The sequence below is a fragment of the Ruegeria meonggei genome (assembly GCF_900172215.1).
GTDB classification, from domain to species: Bacteria; Pseudomonadota; Alphaproteobacteria; order Rhodobacterales; family Rhodobacteraceae; genus Ruegeria; species Ruegeria meonggei.
Genome location: NZ_FWFP01000011.1, coordinates 52,083 through 76,374, shown reverse-complemented (window position 1 = coordinate 76,374; position 24,292 = coordinate 52,083). Strand labels below are relative to the sequence as shown.

Genomic DNA, 24,292 nt, shown 5'->3' with positions numbered 1-24,292 from the left:
TAACAATTATCACGGGATTTTCTCATGCCAGAGGCAAACACCCGGCGCAGGGCGAGAGGTGGCGGTGGAGCCGCCCGCCGGGCCGAACGTACCGCAGTTCGCATCGAAACCGCAAAATTTATCGAACGGAATATTCCGAACTTCGAGATACTCAACGAAGAAGCGTTGGAAATCATCGAAACCAATGCGGAAACCGTTCTGGCCGAAGTTGGCGTCAATTTTGTCGACAACCCGGCTGCGTTGCAGCGCTGGAAGGATATGGGGGCCGATGTTGAGGGCGAGCGCGTTCGCATCCCTCGCGGTTTAGCGCGGCAGCTAATCAAAACCGCTCCCAGCCAATTCACCCAACACGCCCGCAATCCCGAGAAATCGGTGGTCGTAGGTGGCCGCAATATGGTTCTGGCTCCTGTGTATGGACCTCCGTTTGTGCGGGATGCGCATGGCGGGCGTCGTTACGCGACCATGGAAGATTTCAACAAGTTCGTGAAGCTGGCCTATATGTCCAAATGGCTGCACCACTCGGGTGGGACAGTCTGCGAACCAACAGATGTTCCGGTAAACAAACGTCACCTGGACATGTTGATGGCGCACATGACGCTGTCGGACAAGCCGTTCATGGGATCGGTCACTGATCCCAGCCGGGCGCAGGATTCCGTTGAAATGTGTGAGATTCTGTTCGGCAAAGAGTTCGTTCAGGAAAACACGGTGATGACCTCGTTGACCAACATCAACTCGCCGATGACCTTCGACGACGTGATGATGGGCGCGCTTGAGGTTTATGCCAAAAACAACCAGGCCTGCATCATCTCACCCTTTATCGTGGGTGGCGCGATGGCCCCGGTCTCGGTTGCAGGGACGCTGACACAGGTGCTGGCCGAGGTTATGGCAGGCGTTGCGTATAGCCAAATAATCCGACCCGGAGCCCCAGCGATCTTTGGCGCGTTTGTGTCGTCGATCGATATGAATTCCGGCGCGCCGACATTCGGAACACCCGAGGCATCGCTTGTCACCTATGGGGCGGGTCAGTTGGCCCGACGTCTCGGGCTACCGTACCGATCAGCAGGTTCGTTCTGCGGCTCAAAGCTGCCAGACGCGCAAGCGGCGTATGAAACAGCAAACTCGCTGAATATGGGGCTGATGGCCGGTGTGAACTTTATGCTGCATTCCTGTGGCTGGCTCGAAGGTGGTCTGGTTGCCGATTTCGAAAAGTTCGTCATGGATGCGGACCAGCTGGGCGTGTTGCACGGATTGGCCAAAGGTGTTGCGTATGACGAGAATGCGCAGGCCATGGACGCCATCCGCGAAGTGGGCCCCGGGGGTCACTACCTTGGCTGTGCGCATACGCAGGCCAACTTCAAAGAGGCGTTCTGGAAAAGCGAAGTGCTGGACTACAAACCGTATGAGACCTGGGAAGATGAAGGCGCACGCGACACACGCCAGATTGCCACCGGGCGGGTCGAGCATCTGCTGGCCAACTACCAGCAGCCGCAACTCGACCCGGACATCAACGCCGCGTTGAATGACTACGTGGCGGAAAAGAAAGCATCCATGCCGGATGCCTTTGCCTGATCACTGATACTGCGAGGCGCGGCTGGCCTGAAACAGCTGCGCCTCGCCCAATAGCGCGATCAACAGGTCCAGATGGCGGATCAGTGAATAGGCGGCATCCTCTTCCTGCCTTTGCGTGTTAACCTCTCGCTCCATTTCCAGCAACCGAACCAACGCTGCCCCTGTACCGGGCAGCGATCCATAGCCCAGTATGCGCTGCAGATGCCGATCCCGATCGTAGTCCTGAGCCCCGATTTTTGCGGCCCGTGCTAACAAACGGGGGCGGCGCAGTGAAGTGATCATGGTCATCAGGTCGTGCATTCGATGGATCACTTTTTCAAAGTGAAGGTTCCACAGTTGTCACACAACCTTAGCGGGTGTTGCCTTGATCGGGCTCTCGCCGAACTATGACTTCATGACTGTTTATATTTTTGAATCAAATCTGGTCGTTGTCTCTGTTGATTAACGAACGAGTAACGAAAGCAACTCTAGTTAGAATTGGTTAACAAATCATCGGGGGCGATAGATAGCAGATTGTTTTGTCGACGAGGGCAAGTAAATATGGAAAATAACATGGCTTTCACCATTCCGGCTTGGGTACCTGAGGGGGCGCAGCGATACTTGGCCCACACGGAAACCGGACAGTCGATCCGCGATATAGCGCGGTCCGCTGGGTGCCATGCTTCAACCATTCTCAGACAAATCAGGCGTATCGAGATGCGCCGGGACGATCCCTTGGTGGATGCCGCACTGCAATCGCTGGCCCAGACCCATTTTGCCGAACCCGAGGCCAAGCCAGATGTGATGACGACCGGACTATCTGCGGTGACACCAGAAGAGGCGGCCGCGGCCAGAGACGAAAGATTTAACCGCGAAGCTCTGCGCATTTTGCGGCGGCTTTGTGAAACGGGTTCGGTCCTGGCTGTCGCCGAAGAGATGGACAAAGCTGTTGTAGTTCGCGATTCCGGGGATGGTGGGGCGACCAGAACCGCGGTGGTAGACTGTGAGATTGCGCAGGCCTTGGCGTTAAAGGACTGGATTGCCTGTGACAATCCCGGGCGCATTTCGCGGTATCGGATATCCACCTCAGGGCGCACCGCGCTCAGCCGGTTGGTGGCAGAGGCCGAGAATAAAGCCCGGGCGCGCAGTGAATTTGGCATGGCTGAGGCTCAGTCTCCGTTCCACGCTCAAATGGCACAGGGGCAGGGTGGCGAGGCAAACACGAACCGCCCCAAACGGATGCGCTATAGTGTGGCGGAAAGCCCTCTGATCGCATTGGCGCGCAGGCGGGACAGGGACGGAAAACCTTTTCTGGACGAAGCGCTTGTACGGGCCGGCGAACGTTTGCGCGAAGATTTTGAACTGGCGCAGATTGGACCGCAAGTGGCGCAGAATTGGGATCACTTCCTGACCGCCGGCGGGCGTGGCAGTTTCGGCAGCGAGGCGCATGGCGGGCGTGGATCTTCCGACGCGCGTGGCCGGGTAGAGCATGCTTTGTCGGATCTCGGGCCTGGCCTCAGCGATGTCGCTCTGCGGTGCTGCTGTTACCTTGAGGGGCTGGAGCTTGCGGAAAAGCGTATGGGATGGTCTGCGCGCTCGGGCAAGATCGTGCTTCGGATCGCGTTGCAGCGGCTCAAGCGGCACTATGATATGCAAGCCGAGCGCAACCGCATGATTGGATAGCGGCATCACGATATGTTCCGGTTGCGGTTTGGCGGGTTAGTGATAATCAGGGGTTATGAATTTCACCCTCAGACAACTGCAATATTTCAACGCCGTCGCCGAACAACGCAATTTTGGCCGGGCTGCACAGGTTTGCAACGTTTCGCAACCAGCCCTGTCAGTGCAGATCAAGGCTCTGGAAGAGACGTTGGGTGGCTCACTGTTTGAACGGCAGGCGCGGGACATCCTGCTGACACCACTAGGGCGCGATGTGTTGGATTATGCACGCCAGGTGCTTGGGGCTGCCGACCGGCTGGATCAGTTTGCCAAGGATCACTCGGGCGGGCACAGGTCGTTGTCTATTGGCATCATTCCTACGATTGCGCCGTATTTGCTGCCCGGTGTGTTGGCAGGGCTACGCAGTTCGGACGTGTCGCTGCGGGTTCAGATCCGTGAGGCCAGAACAGATCGTCTGCTGGCCATGTTGCGCGCGGGTGAGATTGACGCGGGCGTTGTCGCGCTGCCCTCGGGCAGCAACGAACTGTTCGAGCTGCCGCTGTTCGAAGACCGCTTTCTTTTGGCTGGCAGTCATGCACGTTTGGACGGTATGGACTCCGATCCGGATGCTCTGCGTCCAGTAGATCTGCAAACTGCGCAACTTATGTTGCTGGATGATGGCCACTGCCTGACGGATCAGGCGCTTGAGGTCTGCGGTCAGGATCGCAGCAGCGGGTTGATCAACATGGGGGCATCTTCGCTGGCGACCTTGTCTCGGTTGGTTGCCGAAGGATTCGGCCTGACCCTGATGCCCGAACTTGCCGCCCAATCCGAAGCGCATGCAGTGCCTGGGTTAAAGTTGTTGCGGTTCACGTCGCCGCAACCTGCCCGGACGGTCGGGCTGGTACGGCGTTTGTCGACCGGGGGCGAGGATTGGTTCGATGGTTTGGCAGAGGTCATTCGTAGGGTCGGTAATGACATCGTGTCGGCAACCCGCACGTGATGAAAAAGGCCCGCAAATCGCGGGCCTTGAGCAGTGATGTTGGTGCTTAAACCAGCGCCGGTTCCTTGGCTTTGTCCAGGTGCTTTTTCAGGGTTTCCGGGGACGAGACGCCATAAGGGTCCTCGGGGCAGTTATCCATCAGGCCGGGTTCTTCGAACCACGCCTCGACAACTCCGTCCGTGACGATGGCGGCATAGCGCCAGGATCGCATGCCAAAACCCAGATTGTCCTTGTCGACAAGCATGCCCATCTTGCGAGTGAATTCACCCGAACCATCTGGGATTACTTTGACGTTCTTCAGGCCCTGATCCAACGCCCATTTGTTCATGACAAAGCTGTCATTGACGGACATGCAGTAGATGTCGTCGATGCCCTGCGCCTGAAAATCGGCAAACCCATTCTCAAAACCGGGCAATTGGTAGGTCGAGCAGGTCGGCGTGAACGCGCCGGGAAGCGAGAACAGGATCACCCGTTTGCCTGAGAAATAATCGGCCGTCGTCTTGTCTTCCCAACGGAACGGGTTGGGGCCTTCGATGGCCTCATCGCGGACGCGGGTGTGAAAGGTGACGTCGGGCAGTTTGGCGCCGGTTTTCATGCTCAAGCTCCTGTGATTCATTCGTGAACAGAGAGTGGATTAAAACAGTTCTAAATTGGCTACAACGGCATAATTTCTGCAACTGCAATTTCAACTATGTGCGCAAAGGGCGTTGATTTTAAGTAGGTTTAGGAAAGGTCCGAAGGGTGTATTCTGCATCAGCATGATCAGTTGTCATGGCAGCTATGCACGGGTGGCGTAGTCTGCGATGGCAGTTTATGTTAGGCAAAAGCAAATTGATCCAATGTCAGGAAAGCCAGCCGTGCGTGATCTGAAGATCCCCGAACAACGTCACCCTGAAAAAGCGCACCGTCAGGACAATGCGCAGCCGAAAAAGCCGAGCTGGATTCGGGTCAAGGCACCCGGTGGCAAAGGCTATGCCGACACTCGTAAGATCATGCGCGACAATAATCTGGTGACCGTCTGCGAAGAGGCCGGATGCCCTAATGTCGGCGAATGTTGGAGCCAGGGCCACGCCACCATGATGATCATGGGTGAAATCTGTACGCGCGGGTGCACCTTCTGCAACATCGCCACCGGCAAGCCTGATACGCTTGATGCGTTTGAACCCGGTCGGGTGGCGCATGCTGTAGAAAAACTGGGGTTGAACCACGTTGTGATCACTTCGGTCGACCGCGATGACCTGAACGATGGTGGCGCCGAGCATTTCGCCCAAACCATCCGAGCCGTGCGCCACCGGTCGCCCAAAACGACGATCGAAATTCTGACGCCTGATTTCCTGAAATGCGAGCCGTCGGTTCTGGAGGTGGTGGTCGAATCCAGGCCAGACGTTTTCAACCATAATCTCGAAACCGTACCCGGCCTTTACCCCGAGGTTCGTCCCGGCGCGCGGTATTTCCATTCACTCCGGCTGTTGCAGAGGGTCAAGGACTTGGACCCCTCGATTTTTACCAAGTCCGGCATCATGGTCGGTCTCGGTGAAGATGAGCAAGCGGTTCGGCAGGTGATGGATGATATGCGCGCGGCGGATATCGATTTTCTGACCATTGGTCAGTATCTGCAACCAACTCCGAAACATCACCGCGTCGATCGGTTCGTCACACCCGATGAGTTTGCCGCCTATGAAAAGGCGGCATTTGGCAAAGGGTTCTTGATGGTCTCGGCGACACCACTGACTCGCTCTTCTTATCACGCGGGGGATGATTTTGCCCGGCTGCGCGAGGCGCGCAACAAAAAGCTGGGCCTTGCATGACGCCTGAGCGTTTGGCAGGTCTTGTCCGACTACGTCACGCCTTGCATCAGATCCCAGAAGTTTCGGGCGACGAAGTGAAAACTGCCGCTGCGGTGGCTGATTACCTGCGACAGCACAGTCCCGATCAGGTCCTGATTGACCTCGGCGGTCATGGTGTCGCTGCTGTTTTCGACGGCCCCGCAGAGGGACCTACGGTTCTGATCCGCTGCGAGTTGGACGGGTTGCCAATCCCAGAGGTTTCGAACCAGCCTTACCAATCCACGCATATCGGCCGGGGTCACCTTTGCGGCCATGATGGTCATATGACAATGGTGGCCGCGCTGGCCGAGGGTCTTGCTGCAAAACGCCCGGCGCGGGGCCGGGTTGTGCTGCTGTTTCAACCAGCCGAGGAAACCGGCAAGGGCGCGGCGGCAGTGATCTCCGACCCCGCATTTGCAAGGATATCTCCGGATTATGCGTTTTCCCTGCACAACCTGCCGGGGCTGCCGGTGGGGCAGGTGGCGCTGTGTTCCGGCCCGGCCAATTGCGCCTCACGAGGGGTTCGCATCCGGCTGGAAGGCAAGACCTCTCATGCCGCCGCGCCGCAGGATGGGGTGTCGCCCGCCGGGGCGATCTCGCGCCTGTTGCCGGGGTTGGAGGCCTTGTCCAGCGGTGCGGATCTGGGGCCCGATTTTGCACTGGTCACCCTGACCCATGCGCGTCTGGGTGAGGCCAGTTTTGGCATCGCGCCAGGCCAGGGTGAGGTCTGGGCCACCCTGCGCTCCGTGACCGACGCCCGCATGACGCAGTTGTTGGCGGATACCAATGCCTTGGTGGTGCAAGTCGCGGCAAAAGAAGGGCTGCAGGTCGAAGTCGAATACGACGACATATTCGAAGCCTGCACCAACCAAAACGAAGCCGTGTCAATCCTGCAAGAAGCGGGCCGGGCGGCCGGGTATCCGATGCAGATGCGGAATGACCCTCAGCGCTGGTCCGAAGATTTTGGCCAATTCGGTAAGCAGGCCAAAGCGGCGATGTTCTGGTTGGGCTCCGGTGTGGATCAGCCGCAGCTGCATAACCCGGACTACGATTTCCCTGATGAGGCCATTCCCGTCGGGGTTGGCATATTCACGGCCGTCATCAACGGGCTGCTAAACGCTTAGACAAATCCGGCTGCGCGCCGAAACACGAGCAGCCAGTCTTTCAGGTCTGCTACAGCAAGTTTACGCGCAAAATATCAACCACTTGCTGGAACCCGGCGCCGGCGGCGGGAACGCGACCGGGGAAGTTCATGAACGGGTGCACAAGGTCCTCGATCACCCGAACGTCAGCTTCGACGCCGGCGGCTTTCAGCTTTTCGCCATAGGCGACGCCTTCGTCGCGCAGCGGGTCAAACCCGGCGATCACCAGTGCGGCGGGGCAGACGCCCTCGACATCACCCAACAAAGGTGAGGCCATCGGGTCCAGCGCGTCTTCGTCAGAACGCAGGTAGTGGTTGGTGTACCACTCCATCTCTACTTTCTCGAGAAGGAAGCCTTCGGCAAACAGCTCATAGGACCGGGTCTGTTTGCTCATGTCCAACCACGGCACGATCAGGACCTGGTATCTCAGCGGATGCTCGGCGTTCTTGCGCTGTTGCGCCACTGCGGCTGAAATGTTGCCCCCGGCGCTGTCGCCTGCCATGGCCACTCGGGTCCGGTCAAAGCCAAGCGTATCGGCCTGTTCCATCACGCCGTCAAAGGCGGCAAGGCAATCATTGATGCCGATGGGAAACTTGTGCTCGGGCGCCAGTCGGTAATCGACCGCAACCACAACGCAACCAATGTCCAAGGCCAGGCGGTTGCACGCCTCGCGGTGGGTGACCAGCGAGCCGATTACGTGACCGCCACCGTGGTAATAGATCAGTACCGGTGCGTTTTTATCCATCCCTTTGGGGCGGTGGATTTCGCAGTTGATCGGGCCTGCGGGTCCGTCAAATACGTGCGGCGTGATCGGCACATCGGGGCTAAGGGGGTAGGCCAGCCAATGGCCTTTTTCCTCATAATCGTCACGGCGTTCCTGCACCGGCCCGACATAATCCGGAGGGTCGGTGTAGTTCTTGACCATGAAATTGGCATTGGGTCCAGTTTCTGGCCATCGATTTCGATTGGCGGGCCGCTCAGCAGTCGCAAGACCGGGGTCGGCAGTTTGCACGACATGCGTGCAGCGGTTCTCAGGATGGCATTCTTCATATCGTGTCTCCGTTCGTCGTTGTTGTCAAAAACAGAAAAGTTTTCTGGAAAATACCGACTCGAACGATTCTGTCAATAAATAAGAAAACTTTTCTCTTTTCAGCATTGTGCTATTGTGATGACGCGGGTAAATGCCGTGCCCAACATGTTGAAAACAGGACTTCAAGGACAGGATTGATGGCTTACGCATCGGCTGATTCAGACCAACATGTGCCGCGAAGACCCCGCCAACAACGCGGGAAGATCAAGTTCGAGGCGATTCTGGACACTGCCAAAAGCCTGATGATCGAAGGCGGCAGCATCGGTCTGCGCATTCAGGAGATCTCGGATAAATCCGGCATCAGCATCGGTGGCATCTATCAGTATTTCCCATCGAAAGAGGCCATCGTGCGTGTGATTGCCGATCGTTACTTCGATGAGGTCGGCGCAATGATCTTTGCCGGGCTAGAAGAAACGCCCAGGACCCTGCAGGAATTTGAGGTCATGTTCCGCACCGTGTTCATGGAGTTCGCCCAAACCCATCTGAACGACCGCAACGCTTTGGGCATTTTGCTGGCGATCTCATCAGAACTGGACCTGATGGAACGGAGTTTTGCGGCCTCGTTTCAGCATTCCGAAAAGGTATCCGAGGTCACCAGCGACCTGTTCCCGGATTGGGATCAGGCTGAGGTCACGCAGCGGATTTACCTGGCAATGGTGATGGCGCGCCCGTTGGTCGAGGCCGCGCTGGTTGCGCCCGAGGGCGACCGGGCCGGGTTGCTGGACAAGGGTGTCGACATCCTGATCCACAGCTTTTTGTATTCCAAGACCGGGCCTCGGTAAGGCAAATCTTTTTCTGCTGCGCGCAGGTAATTGCACGCAGCCGGTTGGTGTCGGGCAAGGTTACATGTATTTGCGCAAGACCTGCACCGCTTCGTTAAAGGCGCGATCTGCGGCTGGAACGTAACCAGCGACATTGTTGTAGGGGTGAACCAGATCCGTTTGCAGGTGGATTTCAGCTGTCACGCCCGCCTCTTGGAGCTTTTTGCCATAGGCCAGCCCTTCGTCGCGCAGCGGATCGAAACCGGCAATGAACAATGCGGCGGGGCAGACGCCCTCGACATCGCCCAACAGTGGTGAGGCCATGGGATTGGTCGCATCCTTCTGGTCCTCGAAATAGAGTTCCACGAACCACTCCATCTGCGCTTTGGTCAGGAAGAAACCGTCGGCGAACAGCTCATAAGGCCGGGTCTGTTTGCTCATATCGACCCACGGCACCCAGAGCATCTGGAACTTGGGTGGGTGGGCTGCGTCTTTACGCTGTTGCGCGATCACGGCTGAGACATTGCCGCCTGCGCTGTCCCCACCAACAGAGATACGGTCGGGGTCGAACCCAAGTTCAACGGATTGTTCAACGATGCTGTCAAACGCAGCAAGGCAATCATTGACGCCGACAGGGAATTTGTGTTCAGGCGCAAGGCGATAGTCCACAGCCATAACCGCGCAGTTTACGTCGAGGGCCAGTTGACGGCAAACGCCCCGATGCGATTCCAGCGATCCGCTGACGTGACCTCCGGCGTGAAAAAACATCAAAACCGGGGCAGGGTTTGGCAGGCCCTTGGGGCGGAGGATTTCGCAATTAATTGGGCCTGAAGGGCCATCAATAACAAGCGGCGTCATTGTTACAAACGGACTGGGCGCATGAGAAAACCAGTCGCCCTGTTCATCAAAGCTGGCGCGAATTTTTTCGATACTTTGGATTTTGTTCGGATCATCCGCGAAGTGTTTCACCATCATGTTGACGAGCGGGTCGAGTGTCTGACCGTCGATTTCGACATCTGGCCCGCTCAACAGGCGATGGACGGGAGTCGGCAAGCGGCATGCGGTGCGCGCGATTGTTCTGAGGATGGCGTTTTTCATTTTGTGTCTCCTGACCTGGGCATGTTCAAAACAAGAATAATATTCGCATAAAAGTGCAGGTCGCATTCCGTCAATAAAAAGAATAATATTCTTGTTTTTGGCGTTGCGGTAAACTGGACAGCAGGCGCGGTGAACGGCATAGGCGCGATAAGCAAAAACGGAAGTGATGCACGGATGATGGTAGAATCAGAGGGAACCCCGGCTCAGCAACTGACCCGCAGGCCGCGCCAAAAACGCGGTAAGGAAAAGTTCGAAGCGATTCTTGATGCGACCAAATCCGTGATGGTCGAAATGGGCAGCGTCGGGCTGCGCATTCAGGATATCTCGGCCCGGTCCGGGGTCAGTGTTGGCGGGATCTATCAGTATTTCCCGTCGAAAGAGGCCATCGTTCAGGAAATTGCCGATCGGTATAACGACTGGATCGGCGCGTTGATTTTTGACGTGCTTCAGTACAGCCCTGAAAACGCGGAAGGGTTCGAAGACCTGTTTCGCGCGATCTTCCAAGCCTATGCGCAGGCCCATCTGAACGATCAGAACTCGCTGGGCATTTTCCTGTGCATCTCATCTGAGCGCAGCCTGTTGCAACGCAGCATGCAGGCCTCGCAGGACCACGCGGAACGGGTGGCCGATCTGACGGACGGTCTTTTCCCCGGCTGGGACCGCGCGGAACTGGTCCGGCGGTTGTATCTGGCGATGGTCATGTCGCGCCCGTTAATCGAGGCTGCCATGGTGGCGCCCGAGGCTGAGCGCGCGGTGATGCTGGATACCGGCTTCGACCTTCTGATCACCAGTTTCCGGCAGGCTGGGTGACTATTCGGTAAAGCGTACCTTGCCGATAAAGGGCAGGTTGCGATTGCGTTGCGCGTAATCGATGCCATAGCCCACGACAAATTCGTCAGGGATTTCAAAGCCGATCCAGTCCGAGCGGAAATCTACCTCACGGCGGCTGGGTTTGTCCAAGAGGGCGATGGATTTCAAACGGCCCGGCTTGCGGCTGGCAAGCAGCTTGGTGACGTGGTTCAGCGTGTGTCCGGTATCCACGATGTCTTCGACAACCAGCACGTCACGGCCTTCAATGGCGCCGCGCAAGTCTTTGAGAATGCGCACTTCTCGGCTGCTTTCCATTGAATCGCCATAAGAAGACGCCTCAAGGAAATCCACCTCGATCGGCAGGTCCAGCTCGCGAACCAAATCGGCGATGAACACGAAACTGCCGCGCAGCAGGCCAACAACGACCAGCTTGTCTGTATCGCCGTATTCGTCGGTGATTTCGCGGCACAGCTCTTCGATTCGGGCGGCGATTGCCTTGGCCGAGATCATTTCATCTATCACATATGCGCGGTCACTCATCGCAGCCCCCTTGATCTTTGGCGCGCAACATACGACATGACGCGCCATTGTCACCTGTAAATCCCGGACGCCATGCCCACCCATTCGGAAACTCGCCACCTGCCTTACACCGCACAACAGATGTATGATCTGATTGCGGATGTGGACAAATATCCCGAATTTCTGCCCTGGTGCTCGGCGGCTCGTATCCGCAGGACCTATGCTGCGGGCGAGGCGCAGGTGATGGAGGCTGACCTCGTTATCTCGTTCAAGGTCTTCCGCGAACGGTTCGGCAGCCGGGTAACGCTGCATGCTGACCCAAAGAAGATCGACACCGAATATCTGGATGGCCCGTTCAAGTACATGAAATCCAACTGGCAGTTCGAGGACGCTGCGGGTGGCGGTTGCGATGTCTCATTCCACGTGGACTTCGAGTTCAAGAATGCCATTCTCCAAGGCATCATCGGTGTTGTGTTCAACGAGGCGATGCATCGAATCGTTCAGGCTTTTGAGACCCGCGCGGCGGATTTGTACAGCTAAGCCTTTACCCGCAATCGGCGCGCGTTAGACTGCGCGAATGACTGACTTTACCACTTCTCTGGCCGGGTTCGCAGCGGGGCCTGTTACGACAACCTTGAAGACGCGGGTCGTCACCTCGTTGTCTGTTATGGATTGGGTCGCCGTCGGGCACGCCGGCGTGAACGAACCGGTGTCCAAAACGGTCAGAAACCTTGTGTTGGACGAGGCAGGGGCAGAACAGGCCCATTTGTTCGGAGGCGGTGCCGCGCCTTTACGGGCGGCTGCGTTGGTGAATGGAACCGTGTCCCATGCGCTGGATTACGATGACACTCATTTTGCCCATATTGGACACCCTTCGGTCGCCATCCTGCCTGCTGCACTGGCGCTGTGCGAATGGGACGACCGCATTCTGGTTGATCTGCTTGAAGCCGCGCTAGTCGGAATAGAGGTGTCTATCCGCGTCGGACTCTGGCTTGGGCGCGACCATTATCAGGCGGGCTTTCACCAGACCGCCACGGCAGGTGCTTTCGGTGCGGCGGTTGCCGCGGGGCGAATCCTCAGGTTTGACGCCGCGGCCATGCGCAAGACGTTGGGGCTGACAGCGACCCGCGCCGCAGGGCTGAAAGCGCAATTCGGAACCATGGGCAAGCCCTATAACGCGGGGCTTGCGGCCTCTGCCGGGGTCGAGGCAGCTTTGCTGGTCGCCAAAGGGTTTGAACCCAACATGAACGCGCTGGAGGGGCAATATGGGTTTGGCGCGACGCATGAAGGTGAGGGGGACGCGGAAACCGCGCTGGCCGGATTGGGCGAAGAGTGGCTGATCGACAGCGTCAGTCACAAGTTTCATGCTTGTTGTCACGGGCTGCACGCCGCGCTTGAGGCGGCGCGGGATCTGGACATCGCTGAACCTGAAGTAGCCGAGATCCGGATCAAGACCCATCCGCGCTGGATGACCGTGTGTAATCAGATGTCTCCGACGACCGGGTTGGGGGCCAAGTTTTCCTTTCGCACGGTCATTGCCATGCAGGCTTTGGGGTATGATACGGCGCTGCCAGTCAACTATTCGGACAAAACCTGTGCTGATCCGCGTCTGATCTCACTGCGGGATCGGGTTACGGTTCAAGCTGATGACACATTGTCCGAGACGCAGGCGCATCTGACCTTGCTGCGTCGGGACGGTGCCAGACCCGAGGCGACCCACGACTTGCTGGCCCCCATGACCCTGTCAGATCGCGAAGACCGTGTCCGGGGTAAAGCTTCCAAGCTGATCGGAAGCGAAGAGGCTGACGCTGTCTGGTCCATGCTGCGGACCGGTGGTCACACTCGGGATCTGGCTGCACTACTGGCGGGTTAAGCCACCCGCCAGTGCAGCGGAAAGCCCGGATCAAAGACCGTGACCGGCCCTTCATCCGACTCAATCTTGTCGGGGTAAGCAACTGGATCGCCTTTGGTCAGGGTGATCGTATCCTCGCTCACCGGCAGTCCGTAAAAGCCGGGACCATTGCGGGATACAAACCCCTCCAGCTTGTCCAGCGCATCTTCGCGGTCGAACATCTCGGCCACCAGGGACATGGTGTTTGTCGCGGTGAAACACCCGGCGCAGCCGCAAGCTATTTCCTTGTTCGCATCCGTGTGCGGCGCACTGTCGGTGCCCAGGAAATACCGCTCATCGCCCGAGGTTGCGGCGGCCAGCAGCGACAACCGGTGGTCTTCGCGCTTGGCCACAGGAAGGCAGTAATAATGCGGTTTGATCCCGCCAACCAGAATGTGATTGCGGTTGATGATCAAGTGATGCGCGGTAATGGTCGCGCCAAGGTCCACGTCGTTCGCTTTGACATAGTCCACGCCGTTGGCCGTGGTGATATGCTCCATCACGACCCGCAGGCCCGGTGTCGACCTGCGGATAGGGTCTAAAACACGGTCGATGAACACGGCCTCACGGTCGAAGATGTCGATCTCTGCCTCGGTAACCTCGCCATGCACGCACATGGGCAGGCCAATCTCGGCCATCTTCTCAAGCACCGGGCGCACTTTGTCGAAATCCCGAACGCCTGAGGCCGAGTTTGTTGTCGCCCCCGCCGGATACAGTTTGACCGCCTTTATCAATCCGCTGGCATGGGCGGCGGCCACGTCTTCGGGATCGGTGTCTTCGGTCAGGTACAATGTCATCAGAGGCTCAAAGCGCATGCCGTCGGGCAGGGCGGCCATGATGCGATCGCGATAAGCGGCGGCCTGATCTCCGCGCACGACAGGCGGCACAAGGTTCGGCATGATGATAGCCCGGGCAAAATGGCGTGCGGTTTCGGGCAGGACGGCCTGCAACATAGCGCCATCGCGCAAATGCAGATGCCAGTCGTCGGGGCGGCGGATCGTGATGCTGTTGATCATGGAGCATCGGCTAGCATACGGGCCGCTGTCGGAAAAGACCTAGTCAACAGACCGGAACGTCGTAGGTCTGCCAAAGACCATGGCCTTGACGCGCGTGGGCTGTCATGACCTGTTGTGGCGAAGGAGAGAATTACCCATGACAAAGCCAGATTCCATTGACGCCGTTCAGTCCATGTTGGGTACGCAGGGCTATGTCTGCGGCCGGGCGTTGGCCACCGTCGTGTTCCTGTCCTTGAAACTAGGCCGGCCCCTGTTTCTGGAAGGTGAGGCGGGTGTGGGCAAGACCGAGATCGCCAAGGCCCTTGCCGCCGGATTGAACCGGCGATTGATTCGGTTGCAATGTTATGAAGGGCTGGATGCGTCCTCGGCCGTCTATGAATGGAATTTCCCGGCCCAGATGGTGGCGATCCGAACTGCCGAGGCCTCGGGCGGGGCAGATCGGGGTGCTTTGCAGGCCGAGCTGTTCTCGGACGATTACCTTGTCGAACGCCCTTTGTTGCAGGCCATGCGCCCGGACGAAAATGGCGCACCCGTCCTGCTGATTGATGAGCTTGACCGTACGGACGAACCGTTTGAGGCGTTCCTTCTTGAGGCGCTGAGCGACTTTCAGGTCACCATCCCCGAACTGGGCACTGTCAAGGCACCCGAAGCCCCCATCGTGATCGTGACCTCGAACCGCACGCGCGAGGTGCATGATGCGCTGAAACGCCGCTGCTTGTACCATTGGGTCGATTACCCCGATTTCGACCGCGAGATCGAAATCCTGCAGGCCCGCGCACCTGAGGCCGCCGAGGCACTCAGCCGCGAGGTGGTGGCCTTTGTCCAACACCTGCGAACCGAGGATTTGTTCAAGAAGCCGGGCGTGGCCGAAACCATCGACTGGGCCAAATGCCTGCTGGCGCTGGACGTCATCAACCTCAGCCCCGAGGTGATCGGGGACACGCTGGGCGCGATACTGAAATACCAGGATGACATTCAGAAACTGCAAGGGTCCGAAGCGAAACGGATTCTGGATGAGGCCAAGTCTTCGCATGAGCCGGTCTGATTGTGGAAAAACTGCCTCTCGACATCCCTGACGATCCAAAGCTGGCGCAGAACATCACGCATTTCGCGCGGGCCTTGCGCAAGGCGGGGTTGCCGATTGGAACGGGGCGCGTTGTCGATGCAATCCGGGCCGTTCAGGCCGCTGGATTCACCGAGAAGCAGGATTTTTACTGGACGCTCCACGCCTGTTTCGTAAACCGCCCCGAACATCGCACCGTCTTTGCGCAGGTCTTTCGTCTGTACTGGCGTGACCCGCGATATCTTGAGCATATGATGTCCATGATGCTGCCCGCCATTCGCGGCGTGCAAGAGGAACGCATTGCCGATGCGGGTGAAAAACGCGCCGCCGAGGCACTGTTGGATGGGGTCGAACCTGACCTTCCCGAGACGACCGAACAGGACGAAGGGACCGAGCTGGAGATTGACGCCTCTCAGACTGCGTCGACCGAGGAAAGGCTGCGCAATCTGGACTTCGAGCAGATGAGCACAGCCGAGATTGCACAGGCCAAGCGCGTGCTGGCGCAGCTGACCTTGCCGGTCAAACCCCTCGAGTCGCGGCGCGGCCAGGCCAGCCATCTGGGCCAACGCATTGACCGGGCCCGAACCCTGCGGTCCGCAATGCGTCAGGGTGGTGAACTGCGCGATATCGCGCGGCTCAAACCCAAGCTACGCTGGCCAAATCTAGTGGTGCTCTGTGACATCTCAGGCTCCATGAGCCAGTACAGCCGGCTTGCCCTGCACTTTTTGCACGCTGTTTCAAACGCCAAGGGGGCGGGTTGGGCCAAGGTCCACGCTTTTACCTTTGGCACCCGGCTGACCAATATCACCAGGCACTTGCAGCAGCGCGACGTGGATGCGGCGCTGGCCGCTGCGGGGGCCGAAGCACAGGATTGGGAGGGTGGCACGCGTATTGGCGAATGCCTGTCCGCCTTTAACCGCGATTGGTCGCGGCGTGTTTTGGGGCAGGGCGCCGTGGTTCTGTTGATCTCGGACGGTCTGGATCGCGGAGAGCCCGCCGCGCTGGCGAAGGAAATGGAGCGTCTGCACCTGTCGGCGCGCAGACTTATCTGGCTCAATCCATTGTTGCGTTGGGACGGGTTTGCGCCCAAGGCGCAGGGGGTGGCGGCGATGCTGCCACATGTGGACAGTTTCCGCGCCAGCCATTCCATTGCTTCACTTGAGGATCTGGCGGCCGTTATTTCAAAGCCCGACGACATGGGTGAGAAAGCGCGGCTGATGACCGCGCTTTCAGCGTGAAACTCAGCTCAGCTGTTCATCGTTGCACTTGCGCGCCATTTCCATGGCCTTGTAGGTGCCGGTCAGGTCAACGGTGAAGGCAAATTCCTTCTCGGGGAAAACAACCATGACCTTTTGCTTGGCGATATCTTCAGCAAACTGAGGATCATCAGACAGGACGTACCCACCCGAATACCCTTTGGTGATATTGCCCTTCATGCCGGTGGCTTCACCGATATAGATATTGTCGCCCAGCAGAATCGCTACGGCCTCTGTGTCGCCGCGCTTGATATCGGTTTTTGCTTTGGTGAAGACACCAACATAGCCGACGCCGCGATCTTCGGTCAGACCCATCTGAACAACATTTTCAACGTCATCCACCGCTTCGATCAGACAGGATTTTTTGTCCTGATCAACAAAGACTTTCCAACCTTCGACTTCGCCATAACGCAAGAATGTATCAGCGGTCGCTGCGGTCGAGGCCAAAAGGCCAAAGGCCAATCCTAGTGTAATAATGCGTTTCAACTCTCTGTCTCCGTTGTGAAAATAAAATATGCGCATCCTGGAATGCACCAGATGCGCGTGTAGGCTAGAATCACATGATCTGACAATCAATCCTTTGCATGTAAGGTTGGATTCTGGGCTTGTTCGCGCCGAAGGAATCACTTTTGCAAGTGGTTCCAATCCGATGATGGCAAGGGTTCCTTTTCATCCTGCCAAAGCTGCTTATGTTGGGGAATGACACGCTGGGAGGGCGCAATGGACAGATTCGACAACAGCCCTGAAACGGCACTGGACTGGCACAGCAGTGGCATGCCGACGGCCCTGGCCACGGTGGTTCATACTTGGGGCAGTGCCCCGCGCCGCGTAGGCGCGCAGTTGGTGATCGGTGGCGATGGTCGCATCGAAGGTTCGGTCTCGGGGGGCTGCGTCGAAGGCGCGGTAGTGGTCGAGGCGCTGGAGGCGATTGAAGAAGGCGATGCGCGCCTGTTGGAATTTGGTGTCAGCGATGAGGATGCCTTTGCAGTAGGGCTGGCCTGCGGTGGTACGATCCGTGTTCTTGTTGAACCTGTGGGCAACGTCCTGCCGGAACAGATGCTGCGCGATCTGGTAGAGGCCAGAGCCGCGCGGGAGCCGGTTGCCTATGAGGTCAATATCGAAACGGGCCACAGGGCGTTGCGCAGAAATGTCTATTCCGAACGGATGCGCATGGATCGGTCTGGGTTCGAAGAAGACGGGCAGACCTTTGTGGCGGTCCATAACCCTCCGCTGCGGTTGATTGTCGTGGGGGCGGTGCATATCGCACAGGCGTTGGTGCCGATGGCGCGGATCGCGGGGTATGATCCGTCGCTTGTGGACCCGCGCGACGCCTTTGCCTCTGGCGCGCGTTTCCCCGGTGAGACGATCCTGACCGACTGGCCAGACGAGGCGGTTGCCAAGCTGGGTTTGGACGCCCGAACGGCAGTGGTGCTTTTGACCCATGACCCCAAGCTGGACGATCCGGCCCTGGAATCCGCATTGAAAGCCGGCGTCTTTTACATCGGCGCATTGGGCTCGACCCGCACCCATGCCAAACGGGTAGCTCGCATGAAAGAGGCGGGCTTTACCGAGGCGCAGATCTCTCAGATTCACGGTCCTGTCGGCTTGGATATTGGTGCAGCTGACCCGTCGGAAATTGCAGTGGCCATTCTGGCCCAAATGACAGCTGTGTTGCGGGGCAAGGCGTGAAATTTGGCGCTGTTCCTGTTGATCAGACCGCCGGGGCCATACTGGCCCATTCCGTGCAGGCTGGTGATATCAAGCTGCGCAAGGGCCTTATCCTGACGCCCGAGCATCAGGACATCCTGAACTTGGCAGGGCATGAAACGGTTACCGTTGCCCGTCTGGAACCCGGTGATTGCCACGAAGACGAGGCCGCGCGCATGCTGGCGGCCGCCCTGACACCTGATCCGGCGGCCGCCGCGTTACGGGTCACGCAGCCGTTTACTGGTCGTGTGAACCTGATTGCGGACGCACCAGGGGTGGCTGTTCTGGATATCAGCGCACTGGAGGCCTTCAATCAGGTCAACCCGATGATCACTGTCGCGACCGTGCCACAATACCAGCAAATGAGCGCGGGCGGCATGGTGGCGACGATTAAGGTCATTTCTTACGCGGTGCCCGGTGCCGATGTTCTTCAGGCTACCCGCCTGGCGCAGAACTCCGTTCGGCTGGTCACGCCTGTATTTCGAACCGCAGGTTTGGTGGTCACCGAAATTCCCGGTGGGCCTCCCAATGAAAAGGGCATTGCCGCCATCCAAAGCCGGGTGCAATCGCTGGGGATGGACTTGTGCGATGTGCGCATTGTTCCACATCAGACCAGCGCGTTGTCGACCGCAGTGACCCAGACAGAGGGCGAGGTAGTGATGATCCTAACCGCCTCGGCAACATCAGACGTGCTGGACGTGGCACCGCAGGCTGTGCGGGCTGCCGGTGGGCAGGTGGACCGGTTCGGAATGCCGGTTGATCCGGGCAACCTGTTGTTTCTGGGCGCGCTTGGTGATCGTCCGGTGATTGGCTTGCCGGGATGTGCAAGGTCTCCAGCGCTGAACGGAGCCGACTGGGTGTTGTCGCGCGTGGCCTGTGGGATTGAAACGACGGGGGCCGACATTGCCGGAATGGGCGTCGGAGGGTTGCTCAAGGAAATCCCGACGCGACCGCAGCCGCGAGCGTCCCGAAAAAAGGTGACATAACGGAACTTTGTCACAGTGTTTCAGCGCCATAATCGGAAGGGGTCGGGCGCGTAACAAATTGAAATAATCGACGAAAATTTTTGTTCTCAAACAAAAATTCCCGTGTTTAACTCGGGGCAAGCAAAAAACACTATATGGGAGGAACCAATGACACAGGTCTCAATGACTGTGAACGGAAAGTCCGTGAGTGGTGATGTTGAGGGCCGGACGTTGCTGTCCGGCTTTTTGCGTGATCACTTGTCGCTGACTGGAACGCATGTTGGGTGTGACACTGCGCAATGCGGGGCATGCGTGGTCCACGTGAACGGAGGGGCGGTGAAATCCTGCAATATGCTCGCGGTTGAGGCGGACGGAGCTGAAGTCGGTACGATCGAAGGTCAGGCGGCTACAGATGGGTCGTTGAACACGATCCAGCAGGCGTTTCAGGATCATCACGGCCTGCAATGCGGTTTCTGCACGCCGGGCATGGTGATGAGCGCGGCGGCGCTGTTGAAAGAGAACCCGCGCCCGACGGAAGCCGAGGTGCGCAAGTATCTGGAAGGCAATCTGTGCCGCTGCACTGGCTATCACAACATCGTCAAGGCGATCCTGGCCGCATCCGGTCAGGACGTCAGCAGCATCGCTGCGGAATAATGCCACTGCGGGCGCCAGAGGAGACGCCCGTGGGATGACATAGGATGCGGATGCATCCATTATGGGAGGAGAACAAGCAATGCCCAAAGACAGTGGCATCGGGGCCAGTTCCAAGCGGCGCGAGGACGTGCGCTTTCTGACCGGAGCAGGCAATTACACCGACGACATCAACGTACATGGTCAGGCCCATGTGTATTTCCTGCGCTCAGATATCGCGCATGGCCGGATCAGCAATCTTGACACTTCAGCTGCCGAAAGCATGCCGGGGGTGGTCCGAGTGTTCACCGGCAAGGATTTTGAAGGCGTGGGCGGTATTCCCTGCGGCTGGGAGGTGACGGACAAGCACGGCGCGCCGATGCAGGAACCGGCGCATCCCATTCTGGCGCAGGGCAAGGTCCGCCATGTGGGCGACCCGATTGCGGCGGTTGTTGCGGATACGCTGGCCCAGGCCCGCGACGCGGCCGAGGCGATCGATCTGGACATCGAAGAACTGCCCGCCGTTCTGGATATGAAGGCTGCGGCGAAGGATGGCACCACGCTGGTGCATGATGATCTCAAGAACAACATTTGCTATGACTGGCAATTGGGGGAAACCGACAACGCCAAGGTGGATGAGGTTTTTGCCAATGCGGCGCATGTGACCTCTCTGGATCTGGTGAACAACCGTCTGGTTGCCAACCCGATGGAGCCGCGCGTGGCCGTTGCCGAATACAGCCGCGGGACCGAGGATTATACGCTGTATACCACCTCACAGAACCCGCATGTGATCCGGTTGCTGATGTGCGCCTTTGTGTTGGGCCTGCCCGAACATAAGGTGCGTGTGGTGGCCCCCGATGTGGGCGGCGGCTTTGGCACCAAGATCTTCCACTATGCCGAAGAGGCGTTTTGTACCTTTGCGGCCAAGGCCTGCAACCGGCCCGTCAAGTGGTCGGCCAGCCGGTCCGAGGCGTTCATGTCGGATGCCCATGGGCGCGATCATGTGACCAATATTGAACTGGCGCTGGATGCCGAGAACAACTTTATCGGCCTGCGCACCAATACCTACGCCAATATGGGGGCTTATCTGTCGACCTTTGCCAGCTCGGTTCCGACCTGGCTGCATGGCACTCTGGCTGCGGGCAACTACACCACGCCGGTCATTCAGGTGAACGTCAAGGCGATGTTCACCAATACGGTACCGGTGGATGCCTACCGCGGTGCGGGCCGGCCCGAGGCGACCTATCAGCTGGAGCGGGTGATCGACAAAGCCGCGCGCGAGCTGGGGGCCGATCCAATTGCGCTGCGCCGGCAGAACTTTATCACCCAGTTCCCCTATGACACGCCGGTGGCGCTGACCTATGACACCGGGGATTACAACGGCACGATGGACAAGCTTGAGGCCGCCGCCGATCTGGCGGGCTTTGCCGCGCGCCGCGCGTCAAGTGAGGCCAATGGCAAGATGCGGGGCCTGGGCATCAACTGCTATATCGAGGCCTGCGGCATCGCGCCCTCGAACATCGTAGGCATGCTGGGGGCTCGGGCGGGTCTGTATGATGCGGCGACTGTGCGGGTGAATGCCACCGGATCAATCAGCGTCATGGTTGGTGCGCACAGCCACGGGCAAGGCCATGAGACGGCCTTTCCGCAAGTTGTGGCCGAGATGATCGGCATCGACGAGTCGATGATCGAGATCGTGCATGGCGACACCTCGAAGATCCCCTTTGGGATGGGCACCTATGGCTCGCGGTCTCTGGCTGTTTGTGGCTCGGCCATGGTCAAAGCGACCGAAAAGGTGATCGACAAGGCCAAGAAGATCGCGGCCCACCTGCTGGAGGCCTCCGAGGCCGATATTGAGCTGAAGGACGGTCAGTTCAGCGTCGCAGGCACCGATAAATCGGTGGCCTGGGGCGATGTGACCCTGACGGCTTATGTGCCGCATAACTATCCGCTTGAGGTCGAGCCGGGGCTGGAGGAGACCGCGTTTTACGACCCGGCCAACTTTACCTTCCCATCCGGCGCCTATGCCTGCGAGGTCGAGGTCGACCCCGAGACCGGTCAGGTCAGCATCGAGGCCTTCACCGCCGCTGATGATTTTGGCAACATCGTCAATCCGATGATTGTAGATGGTCAGGTCCATGGCGGCATCGGCCAAGGCATCGGTCAGGCGTTGCTTGAAAACTGCGCCTATGACGAAAACGGTCAGCTGCTGAGCGCATCCTTCATGGATTATGCGATGCCGCGAGCCGATGATGTGCCGTTCTACGGTGTGGACCATTCCAGCCAGACGCCTTGTACCCATAACCCATTGGGCGTGAAAGGCTGTGGTGAGGCGGGTGCGATCGGCTCGCCACCGGCGGTGGTCAATGCTGTGATTGATGCGTTGAATTCGGGCGGCAAGGCGGTGGATCACATCGACATGCCCGTCAGCCCGTCGCGCGTCTGGGCGGCCATGAAGGGGTGAGATTGGGGCAGGCTGGGGGCTCTGCCCCCAGACCCCCGGGATATTTATAGCCAGATGAAGGGCGGATCTGCGTTCTTCGGAAAGGAAAGACGAAATGTATAATTTCGAGTTTGAGAAGCCCTCTACCATTGCTGATGCGGTTGCAGCGCTGGGAGATGAGGATGCGCAGGCGTTGGGGGGCGGGCAAACCCTGATCCCGACGTTGAAACAGCGGCTTGCGTCGCCGTCGGCCCTGGTGTCGTTGAGTGGCATTGCCGAGATGCAGGGGGTCTGTGTTGAGGATGACGGCTCGGTCGCCATCGGCGGTGCAACCCCTCATGCGGTGGTCGCACGCGAGGCGGCGGGGTCTTATCCGGCGCTGGCGGCGCTTGCGGGTCAGATCGGTGACCCGGCAGTGCGCAATCGCGGCACAATCGGCGGCTCGGTTGCCAACAATGACCCGGCGGCCTGTTACCCGGCAGGTGTGCTGGGATCAGGAGCTACAATCGTGACCAATACGCGTCAGATCGCGGCCGATGATTTCTTTGAGGGCATGTTTTCCACCGCGCTGGAGGAGGGTGAGATCATCACGTCGGTCCGGTTCCCGGTGCCGCAGGCGGCGAGTTATCAGAAGTTCCTGCAGCCGGCTTCGCGCTTTGCTCTGGTAGGGGTCTATGTGGCGCGCTTTGCTGATGGCGTCCGGGTTGCAGTTACCGGTGCAAGTGAGGACGGCGTGTTCCGCTGGTCCGAGGCCGAACAGGCGCTGAGCAAGGAATTCCGCGCCGATGCGCTGATGGGGCTGAGCATCAATCCGATGAACATGATCGGCGATCTGCATGGTAGCAAGGACTACCGCGCGCATTTGGTGGCTGTAATGACCAAACGCGCCGTCGCCGCCTGTCTGTAACAGAGTCAAAACCAAAACCTCAAAGCCCCGGTAAAACGCCGGGGCTTTTTAGGTGCGCCGCAGCCTTGGAGGTTTTGACGGCTGCCAATAGGCCCCGGTGTCTTCGCGCGCTTTTTGGTAAGCCTCGACGCGTTGACTGGCCGCGGTCCCACCGGCCTCGAAAAGATGGCCCAGTAGACATTCCAGAATAGCCATCGCTCCGGTGAAGCAAGAAAACGGGTGCAAGGTTCTGGTACTGACGGTGAAGGCTACGTCCGGGTCTATCCCGGGTGCGATCACATCGCTGTCGGAAACCAGAATGATTCGAAGCCCCATTTTCTTGGCAAAACGCATGGATTGAATCGTGTCCGCGGAATAGGGGTGAACCGTTATGGCAATCAGGCAATCCTGTGGGCTTGCATCCAGAAGATCATCCGTTGCGGACCCCAAGTGCCGTGGGATCAGTTGAATGCCCGGATGCGCCATCCGCCCGGTGTAGGAAAAATAGTACGCTAGCGCGTAGCTGGCCCGCGTTGCCGTAACATAGCATCGATGGGCTGTAGTTATGTGCTGTATTGCTTGTCGGGTCTTGTCGGGATTCATCAGTCGCAGGGACCGGGCGACGATGTTCTGTTCGTTCTGGGCGAACCTGGCCTGTGTTTTTCCGAAGTCATCTTTGGAATGCAGCGCGGTCAGCCAGTCCTGACCCAAGTCACCTTCGCGATCTGTGACCAGTGCCGCGCGGAAGGGGCCTCGGAAGGCTTCAAAACTGTCAAAACCCATGCGCTGCGCCAGACGAACAAGGACATTTGAACTGACGCCGATATTGGCCGCCGTGACACGGATTGGGTTCAGCCCAAAGTCCCCGGGGTGGTCGACGACGTACTTTGCGGCGGCTTGCAGCGCCGGAGGCATTTGCCCGATGTCCTCGCGCAGGCGGTTTGTCAGGTGGGTTGGTGTATGCTCCATTCTGGTAAAA

The 24,292-nt window shown here is 58.6% G+C and carries 24 protein-coding genes; 16 read left to right on the top strand and 8 right to left on the bottom strand.

Annotated features, from left to right (window positions below):
* The first annotated feature begins 24 nt into the window (after nt 1-24).
* Nucleotides 25-1,569: a trimethylamine methyltransferase family protein gene (locus RUM8411_RS17205; RefSeq protein ID WP_085823955.1), complete on the top strand. Its 1,545-nt coding sequence runs from the start codon at nt 25-27 to the stop codon at nt 1,567-1,569.
* Here RUM8411_RS17205 and RUM8411_RS17200 read toward each other — a convergent pair whose 3' ends face one another.
* A complete protein-coding gene (locus RUM8411_RS17200; protein ID WP_085823954.1) occupies nt 1,570-1,869 on the bottom strand; it encodes a DUF6477 family protein in 300 nt (99 codons plus the stop codon). It abuts the gene before it with no gap.
* A gap of 240 nt (nt 1,870-2,109) precedes the next feature.
* On the opposite strand from RUM8411_RS17200, the gene RUM8411_RS17195 reads away from it, so the two are divergent.
* Together RUM8411_RS17195 and RUM8411_RS17190 are read left to right on the top strand one after the other, a co-directional pair.
* Nucleotides 2,110-3,231 (top strand): DUF6456 domain-containing protein, encoded by a 1,122-nt coding sequence (locus tag RUM8411_RS17195; RefSeq protein ID WP_085823953.1) that lies wholly within the window; start codon nt 2,110-2,112, stop codon nt 3,229-3,231.
* Nucleotides 3,232-3,286: 55 nt separating this feature from the next.
* On the top strand, nt 3,287-4,210 hold the full coding sequence (locus tag RUM8411_RS17190) for a hydrogen peroxide-inducible genes activator (RefSeq protein ID WP_085823952.1): 924 nt from the start codon (nt 3,287-3,289) through the stop codon (nt 4,208-4,210).
* Between the two features lie 46 nt (nt 4,211-4,256).
* On the opposite strand, the gene RUM8411_RS17185 is transcribed toward RUM8411_RS17190, so the two are convergent.
* The gene (locus RUM8411_RS17185; protein WP_085823951.1) at nt 4,257-4,805 is read right to left on the bottom strand and encodes a peroxiredoxin; all 549 of its coding nucleotides are present in this window, start codon (nt 4,803-4,805) and stop codon (nt 4,257-4,259) included.
* A 262-nt stretch (nt 4,806-5,067) separates the two neighbouring features.
* Here RUM8411_RS17185 and lipA point away from each other — a divergent pair, with 262 nt between their 5' ends.
* Nucleotides 5,068-6,018 (top strand): lipoyl synthase, encoded by a 951-nt coding sequence (gene lipA / locus RUM8411_RS17180; protein WP_085824038.1) that lies wholly within the window; start codon nt 5,068-5,070, stop codon nt 6,016-6,018.
* Nucleotides 6,015-7,160, top strand: a complete 1,146-nt coding sequence (locus RUM8411_RS17175; protein ID WP_085823950.1) for an amidohydrolase — start codon at nt 6,015-6,017, stop codon at nt 7,158-7,160. The genes lipA and RUM8411_RS17175 overlap by 4 nt, the downstream gene beginning before the upstream one ends.
* Before the next feature lie 49 nt (nt 7,161-7,209).
* Here RUM8411_RS17175 and RUM8411_RS17170 read toward each other — a convergent pair whose 3' ends face one another.
* A complete protein-coding gene (locus RUM8411_RS17170; protein WP_143534930.1) occupies nt 7,210-8,103 on the bottom strand; it encodes an alpha/beta hydrolase in 894 nt (297 codons plus the stop codon).
* 302 nt (nt 8,104-8,405) lie between these two features.
* Here RUM8411_RS17170 and RUM8411_RS17165 point away from each other — a divergent pair, with 302 nt between their 5' ends.
* Nucleotides 8,406-9,050, top strand: coding sequence for a TetR/AcrR family transcriptional regulator (locus RUM8411_RS17165; RefSeq protein WP_085823948.1), 645 nt, complete (start codon nt 8,406-8,408; stop codon nt 9,048-9,050).
* A gap of 60 nt (nt 9,051-9,110) precedes the next feature.
* On the opposite strand, the gene RUM8411_RS17160 is transcribed toward RUM8411_RS17165, so the two are convergent.
* Nucleotides 9,111-10,127: an alpha/beta hydrolase gene (locus RUM8411_RS17160; protein WP_159453922.1), complete on the bottom strand. Its 1,017-nt coding sequence runs from the start codon at nt 10,125-10,127 to the stop codon at nt 9,111-9,113.
* A 174-nt stretch (nt 10,128-10,301) separates the two neighbouring features.
* Here RUM8411_RS17160 and RUM8411_RS17155 point away from each other — a divergent pair, with 174 nt between their 5' ends.
* On the top strand, nt 10,302-10,937 hold the full coding sequence (locus RUM8411_RS17155; RefSeq protein ID WP_085823946.1) for a TetR/AcrR family transcriptional regulator: 636 nt from the start codon (nt 10,302-10,304) through the stop codon (nt 10,935-10,937).
* Here the strand turns inward: RUM8411_RS17155 and hpt are convergent, their stop codons facing one another.
* Nucleotides 10,938-11,477, bottom strand: coding sequence for a hypoxanthine phosphoribosyltransferase (gene hpt, locus RUM8411_RS17150; RefSeq protein ID WP_085823945.1), 540 nt, complete (start codon nt 11,475-11,477; stop codon nt 10,938-10,940).
* Nucleotides 11,478-11,549: 72 nt separating this feature from the next.
* Between hpt and RUM8411_RS17145 the strand changes: the two genes are divergently transcribed.
* Together RUM8411_RS17145 and RUM8411_RS17140 are read left to right on the top strand one after the other, a co-directional pair.
* Nucleotides 11,550-11,996 carry a type II toxin-antitoxin system RatA family toxin gene (locus RUM8411_RS17145; protein ID WP_085823944.1) on the top strand — a complete coding sequence of 149 codons (447 nt, stop codon included), beginning with the start codon at nt 11,550-11,552 and terminating at the stop codon, nt 11,994-11,996.
* A 37-nt stretch (nt 11,997-12,033) separates the two neighbouring features.
* The gene (locus tag RUM8411_RS17140; RefSeq protein ID WP_085823943.1) at nt 12,034-13,329 is read left to right on the top strand and encodes an MmgE/PrpD family protein; all 1,296 of its coding nucleotides are present in this window, start codon (nt 12,034-12,036) and stop codon (nt 13,327-13,329) included.
* Here the strand turns inward: RUM8411_RS17140 and pyrC are convergent.
* Entirely contained in the window at nt 13,326-14,363 is a 1,038-nt protein-coding gene (gene pyrC / locus RUM8411_RS17135; protein WP_085823942.1) for a dihydroorotase, read from the bottom strand. The genes RUM8411_RS17140 and pyrC overlap by 4 nt on opposite strands.
* Before the next feature lie 136 nt (nt 14,364-14,499).
* Here pyrC and RUM8411_RS17130 point away from each other — a divergent pair, with 136 nt between their 5' ends.
* Nucleotides 14,500-15,408 carry an AAA family ATPase gene (locus RUM8411_RS17130; RefSeq protein WP_085823941.1) on the top strand — a complete coding sequence of 303 codons (909 nt, stop codon included), beginning with the start codon at nt 14,500-14,502 and terminating at the stop codon, nt 15,406-15,408.
* Nucleotides 15,408-16,664: a vWA domain-containing protein gene (locus tag RUM8411_RS17125; protein ID WP_085823940.1), complete on the top strand. Its 1,257-nt coding sequence runs from the start codon at nt 15,408-15,410 to the stop codon at nt 16,662-16,664. Before RUM8411_RS17130 ends, RUM8411_RS17125 begins: the two co-directional genes overlap by 1 nt.
* A 3-nt stretch (nt 16,665-16,667) precedes the next feature.
* On the opposite strand, the gene RUM8411_RS17120 is transcribed toward RUM8411_RS17125, so the two are convergent.
* Complete coding sequence (locus tag RUM8411_RS17120; RefSeq protein ID WP_085823939.1) at nt 16,668-17,168, bottom strand: hypothetical protein; 501 nt, start codon at nt 17,166-17,168, stop codon at nt 16,668-16,670.
* Nucleotides 17,169-17,402: 234 nt separating this feature from the next.
* Between RUM8411_RS17120 and RUM8411_RS17115 the strand changes: the two genes are divergently transcribed.
* The 5 genes from RUM8411_RS17115 (at nt 17,403) to RUM8411_RS17095 (ending at nt 23,334) form a co-directional block, all read left to right on the top strand.
* Nucleotides 17,403-18,371 carry an XdhC family protein gene (locus RUM8411_RS17115; RefSeq protein ID WP_085823938.1) on the top strand — a complete coding sequence of 323 codons (969 nt, stop codon included), beginning with the start codon at nt 17,403-17,405 and terminating at the stop codon, nt 18,369-18,371.
* On the top strand, nt 18,368-19,375 hold the full coding sequence (locus RUM8411_RS17110; RefSeq protein WP_085823937.1) for a molybdopterin-binding protein: 1,008 nt from the start codon (nt 18,368-18,370) through the stop codon (nt 19,373-19,375). Before RUM8411_RS17115 ends, RUM8411_RS17110 begins: the two co-directional genes overlap by 4 nt.
* Before the next feature lie 147 nt (nt 19,376-19,522).
* Nucleotides 19,523-20,008 carry a (2Fe-2S)-binding protein gene (locus tag RUM8411_RS17105; RefSeq protein ID WP_085823936.1) on the top strand — a complete coding sequence of 162 codons (486 nt, stop codon included), beginning with the start codon at nt 19,523-19,525 and terminating at the stop codon, nt 20,006-20,008.
* A 79-nt stretch (nt 20,009-20,087) separates the two neighbouring features.
* The gene (locus RUM8411_RS17100; protein ID WP_085823935.1) at nt 20,088-22,448 is read left to right on the top strand and encodes a xanthine dehydrogenase family protein molybdopterin-binding subunit; all 2,361 of its coding nucleotides are present in this window, start codon (nt 20,088-20,090) and stop codon (nt 22,446-22,448) included.
* Nucleotides 22,449-22,542: 94 nt separating this feature from the next.
* Nucleotides 22,543-23,334 (top strand): FAD binding domain-containing protein, encoded by a 792-nt coding sequence (locus RUM8411_RS17095; protein ID WP_085823934.1) that lies wholly within the window; start codon nt 22,543-22,545, stop codon nt 23,332-23,334.
* 48 nt (nt 23,335-23,382) lie between these two features.
* On the opposite strand, the gene RUM8411_RS17090 is transcribed toward RUM8411_RS17095, so the two are convergent.
* Nucleotides 23,383-24,282 (bottom strand): MurR/RpiR family transcriptional regulator, encoded by a 900-nt coding sequence (locus RUM8411_RS17090; RefSeq protein WP_085823933.1) that lies wholly within the window; start codon nt 24,280-24,282, stop codon nt 23,383-23,385.
* Between the last annotated feature and the right edge of the window lie 10 nt (nt 24,283-24,292).

Bases quoted from the DNA above. Each gene is read 5' to 3' on its own strand.
- RUM8411_RS17205 (WP_085823955.1), top strand. From the start codon at position 25: ATGCCAGAGGCAAACACCCGGCGCAGGGCGAGAGGTGGCGGTGGAGCC.
- RUM8411_RS17200 (WP_085823954.1), bottom strand. From the start codon at position 1,869: ATGCACGACCTGATGACCATGATCACTTCACTGCGCCGCCCCCGTTTG.
- RUM8411_RS17195 (WP_085823953.1), top strand. From the start codon at position 2,110: ATGGAAAATAACATGGCTTTCACCATTCCGGCTTGGGTACCTGAGGGG.
- RUM8411_RS17190 (WP_085823952.1), top strand. From the start codon at position 3,287: ATGAATTTCACCCTCAGACAACTGCAATATTTCAACGCCGTCGCCGAA.
- RUM8411_RS17185 (WP_085823951.1), bottom strand. From the start codon at position 4,805: ATGAAAACCGGCGCCAAACTGCCCGACGTCACCTTTCACACCCGCGTC.
- RUM8411_RS17175 (WP_085823950.1), top strand. From the start codon at position 6,015: ATGACGCCTGAGCGTTTGGCAGGTCTTGTCCGACTACGTCACGCCTTG.
- RUM8411_RS17170 (WP_143534930.1), bottom strand. From the start codon at position 8,103: ATGGTCAAGAACTACACCGACCCTCCGGATTATGTCGGGCCGGTGCAG.
- RUM8411_RS17165 (WP_085823948.1), top strand. From the start codon at position 8,406: ATGGCTTACGCATCGGCTGATTCAGACCAACATGTGCCGCGAAGACCC.
- RUM8411_RS17160 (WP_159453922.1), bottom strand. From the start codon at position 10,127: ATGAAAAACGCCATCCTCAGAACAATCGCGCGCACCGCATGCCGCTTG.
- RUM8411_RS17155 (WP_085823946.1), top strand. From the start codon at position 10,302: ATGATGGTAGAATCAGAGGGAACCCCGGCTCAGCAACTGACCCGCAGG.
- hpt (WP_085823945.1), bottom strand. From the start codon at position 11,477: ATGAGTGACCGCGCATATGTGATAGATGAAATGATCTCGGCCAAGGCA.
- RUM8411_RS17145 (WP_085823944.1), top strand. From the start codon at position 11,550: ATGCCCACCCATTCGGAAACTCGCCACCTGCCTTACACCGCACAACAG.
- RUM8411_RS17140 (WP_085823943.1), top strand. From the start codon at position 12,034: ATGACTGACTTTACCACTTCTCTGGCCGGGTTCGCAGCGGGGCCTGTT.
- pyrC (WP_085823942.1), bottom strand. From the start codon at position 14,363: ATGATCAACAGCATCACGATCCGCCGCCCCGACGACTGGCATCTGCAT.
- RUM8411_RS17130 (WP_085823941.1), top strand. From the start codon at position 14,500: ATGACAAAGCCAGATTCCATTGACGCCGTTCAGTCCATGTTGGGTACG.
- RUM8411_RS17115 (WP_085823938.1), top strand. From the start codon at position 17,403: ATGGACAGATTCGACAACAGCCCTGAAACGGCACTGGACTGGCACAGC.
- RUM8411_RS17105 (WP_085823936.1), top strand. From the start codon at position 19,523: ATGACACAGGTCTCAATGACTGTGAACGGAAAGTCCGTGAGTGGTGAT.
- RUM8411_RS17100 (WP_085823935.1), top strand. From the start codon at position 20,088: ATGCCCAAAGACAGTGGCATCGGGGCCAGTTCCAAGCGGCGCGAGGAC.
- RUM8411_RS17095 (WP_085823934.1), top strand. From the start codon at position 22,543: ATGTATAATTTCGAGTTTGAGAAGCCCTCTACCATTGCTGATGCGGTT.
- RUM8411_RS17090 (WP_085823933.1), bottom strand. From the start codon at position 24,282: ATGGAGCATACACCAACCCACCTGACAAACCGCCTGCGCGAGGACATC.